Source organism: Glaciecola petra (assembly GCF_031846345.1).
Classification (GTDB): domain Bacteria; phylum Pseudomonadota; class Gammaproteobacteria; order Enterobacterales; family Alteromonadaceae; genus Glaciecola; species Glaciecola petra.
Genome location: NZ_JAVRHX010000010.1, coordinates 1 through 3,267 on the forward strand (window position 1 = coordinate 1; position 3,267 = coordinate 3,267).

Sequence of the window (3,267 nt, forward strand, 5' to 3'; positions counted from 1 at the left end):
TATTCACCAGCAGTTAACGCAAGCGAAAATGAGTACCACCACCTTCGATGAAGGCGCAATGACCTTAATTTTACGTCACAGTGAAGGCAACCTTCGACTGTGCCGAAACTTATGCATGGGCAGCTTAATAGAAGCCGCACGAGACACGCAAAAAACCGTGACCATCACCCACGTTAATCACGTGCTCGTTCAGCCTCACTGGCGCAGTCACCAGCAATTGCTAAAACAACAAGCCATCAAGGAAACATCAGCATGAAACATATCACCTTACCCTTCTCAGCCAGCCATGCTTTAGAAATCATCCACAATCTCGATACACTTAAAGCCTTAATGCAAAGCGCTTATGCCCGAGAGCTTAAACATTACCGGTACAACGAATGCAACTGTCAATGCAACCATCAGGCTACGGCCCAAAGCGCAGAAGAGCCCTTTGACGACCCACTTGATTTTTAGCTAAATCATGCCCAATTCGCTGCTCGCCACCGCGAGCAGTATAACCATAAAAATAGTCATAGTAAAAGCGCCTTGTGCGCTTTTTTAACATCTAAAACAGTATGTTATGACGCTAATTCGGTAAAAAGTACGACAGCAATTTGGCAAACTTGAAAATGCGTTCGATGAAAGCGCGGTAAAACCGCTCAAATATTAAACGATGTTATAATCTATAATTCGGTAAAAATTATGATGGTAAAGTGGTGCGCTACACTTATGATAGATAACTTGGTAAAAGTTATGATATCTGCGTGGTGGTCTACAGTGGTGGTCTACAAGGTGTCCCTAGAGGCATCGTGCAATATGGGATGTAGCGAAAAGTGTTACATTAGGCGGGGATGTCCCCAGAACCCCAATTTGTTAATCGACAACACATCCCAATTCCCAGTTAAAATTGAAATAATCGATACATTAATTATAAAAACGATATTGGTTATTAAAAAAATAATCGTTAATTTTTTATATGGGACAACTTTTGAAAATCTTGATGTGGAGCTTAGCGCGACGGTTTTAGCGCAAACTACTATGATAATTATTAAATTAAATAATCCAGCTATTCCATTCAGAGAAGTCGCAATATTATCAACAGCTATTAGGAAACCAAAAGTCGCATAGAACATGCCTTCTGAAAAGGCCTCTTGGTTAACCTTCCAAGGTTTATTGAGAGGAGTGAAGGCACCCATCCCAAAACCTAAGCCTTTAGTATTTAGATATTTATTATACGTACTTCTTGACGCTAAGACACCGAAAATAATACCAGAAAAGAAAATCAGTATTCTTGCCAAATTATTCTCTAAAATATTAGAAACGATTATTGAAAAAATAATAAAAACAAAAGAAGGGCCAAATATTCTCATTTGAATCTTCATTTTTAACAGCTTCATATCGCAATCCAATTAACAGTGCTATGTGCAACCAACCAAGTATATTATCAGTATCAGCCATGATTAAAATCGTTCATTCAATATAAACAGTGTCATTTTTCACCTTTTCTACGCGTGTTTTTTGTGAACGAAGGTTTCTTTGAATAAATTCAATTGCCCCATCTGCCGCTTTTTTTGAGTTTTGAATATTCGTAAAGTAATTTTTGGGCAACCCCTCTGCGGCAGATGCTAAACTAAAACCTATGCCGACAGCTGATACAAAATTTTTAAAACCTATATCAGCAAGTAATATTTCTGCATACAAAGCACCGTAACCCAATGCTGTCCCTGCTGCAACTGGTACCACGCTAAGCCCAGTTGCTATCGCTCCAGTTTCTCGCTGCAATTGATTTATATTTGATTGTAATTCAGCGAAACCCGGGATGTCATTAACAACATCAGACCACTTATATACGTATTCAAATACAGGTACACCATCTTTGGTCTCACCAGTGTAAGTAGCTCCCCCAGAATCCACTTGCGTAGTTACTGTTTCACAATCAGAATTTTGTTCGCACGAGAACATACCTGTAGGGTCAATATAATTGATAGGATCATTCCCTACATAAGCATACCAGTTCATGCCATCTTCATAGCCAATGGGGTCAGTTTGCAGGAATCGCCCTAGTTTTGGATGATAAATTCGTGCTTTGTAGTAATACAAGCCAATTTCGGCTAGATACATTTGTCCTGTGTATGCGAACCGACCTTGGTTGCTTGATTCAGGCACCCCAAAGCTATCATAGGCGTTGGTATAGCTAAGTGAGCCCGTATAAGTGCTGCCCGCCACTATTGAGCCTTGATGATTTTTATGTAAATACGTCATTAAATAAGAGGACGTGCCGCTGCCATTGTATTGCACAATAGGGTCGTCTGTTCCCACACTGTGCACATAGCGTTTTGTCATGGTGCGCCCACAAGGATAGCAGTCTTGTTGATGGTATTCGGCAACGACCGCTTCACCGTCGTATAAAAAGTAAGTATCACCAATATTCAATAATCTTCCGGCGGCATCATAACCTAGCTCTGTGGTTGTATTATTGATGATGGCTTTTGTTAATTGGTTTTCAACACTGTACTCATACACAGCACTGTCAGCGGCGTCCGATATCAAATTTCCATTACTATCGTAATCCAAGTGGCTGCCGTTGGCCATTGTATATTGGTTTAATCCGTTCGATTCATATGTCCCTGGCCTCCCTTGCGCGGTGTGGTCAACGGCATAATTTTGATTAGTCACGGTCAAACTGTTTATTTGATTGACGGGATTATAGGTATAAGAGTAAGCGTTATCCGCAGCTGTAACATTTAAGTTTTCAGATAACGTTTGCACGCGGAAGGCACTGTCATAGGTCAATTGTATGTCGGTTCCGTTTGGTCGTTGTATTTCGGTTGGTAAGCCTTGAGCGTTATAAGAATAAGTCACATCACTGCCCACCCCTGGCAAGTCTACACCCTTTATTCTGTCCATCTCATCGTATGAATAGTTGACTACTATGCCATCCGGATAAGTAAACTTTGTGCGATTACCATGGGCGTCATATTCGTATTGATTGACCAATGCTGCATGCCATAAATACTTATTGGATTCGGTCAGTATTCGTCCAAAGCCATCATAAGTTCTTGCAACCCCTTGCTGCGTAATGGAGTCAGAATAAAACTTTGAATACAGTTTTAAACCCCGTAAATCATAATCATAGTAAATATCTTTTGAAGTACCCGGAAGGTCTTTTTTGATTAACCTGTTGAGGTTATCGTATTGATAATTGATGACATCTGCTGAACGTTTTCGTAAGGACAATGTATTACCATTATTGTCATAGGTATAGCGCTCATAGTCATAATCGTTTGC

General features: G+C 40.3%; 4 protein-coding genes. 2 read left to right on the forward strand and 2 right to left on the reverse strand.

What is annotated here, in order from left to right; all coding sequences use genetic code 11:
- Both RM552_RS17595 and RM552_RS17600 read left to right on the forward strand, forming a co-directional pair.
- Positions 1–256: hypothetical protein (locus RM552_RS17595; protein ID WP_311370198.1), on the forward strand; the 256-nt coding region annotated here is incomplete at its 5' end.
- Entirely contained in the window at positions 253–453 is a 201-nt protein-coding gene (locus RM552_RS17600; RefSeq protein ID WP_311370199.1) for a hypothetical protein, read from the forward strand. The genes RM552_RS17595 and RM552_RS17600, both read left to right, overlap by 4 nt.
- 362 nt (positions 454–815) lie before the next feature.
- On the opposite strand, the gene RM552_RS17605 is transcribed toward RM552_RS17600, so the two are convergent.
- Together RM552_RS17605 and RM552_RS17610 are read right to left on the reverse strand one after the other, a co-directional pair.
- Complete coding sequence (locus RM552_RS17605; RefSeq protein WP_311370200.1) at positions 816–1,376, reverse strand: hypothetical protein; 561 nt, start codon at positions 1,374–1,376, stop codon at positions 816–818.
- Between the two features lie 73 nt (positions 1,377–1,449).
- Positions 1,450–3,267 (reverse strand): RHS repeat-associated core domain-containing protein (locus RM552_RS17610; protein ID WP_311370201.1); only part of this gene is annotated, 1,818 nt, incomplete at its 5' end.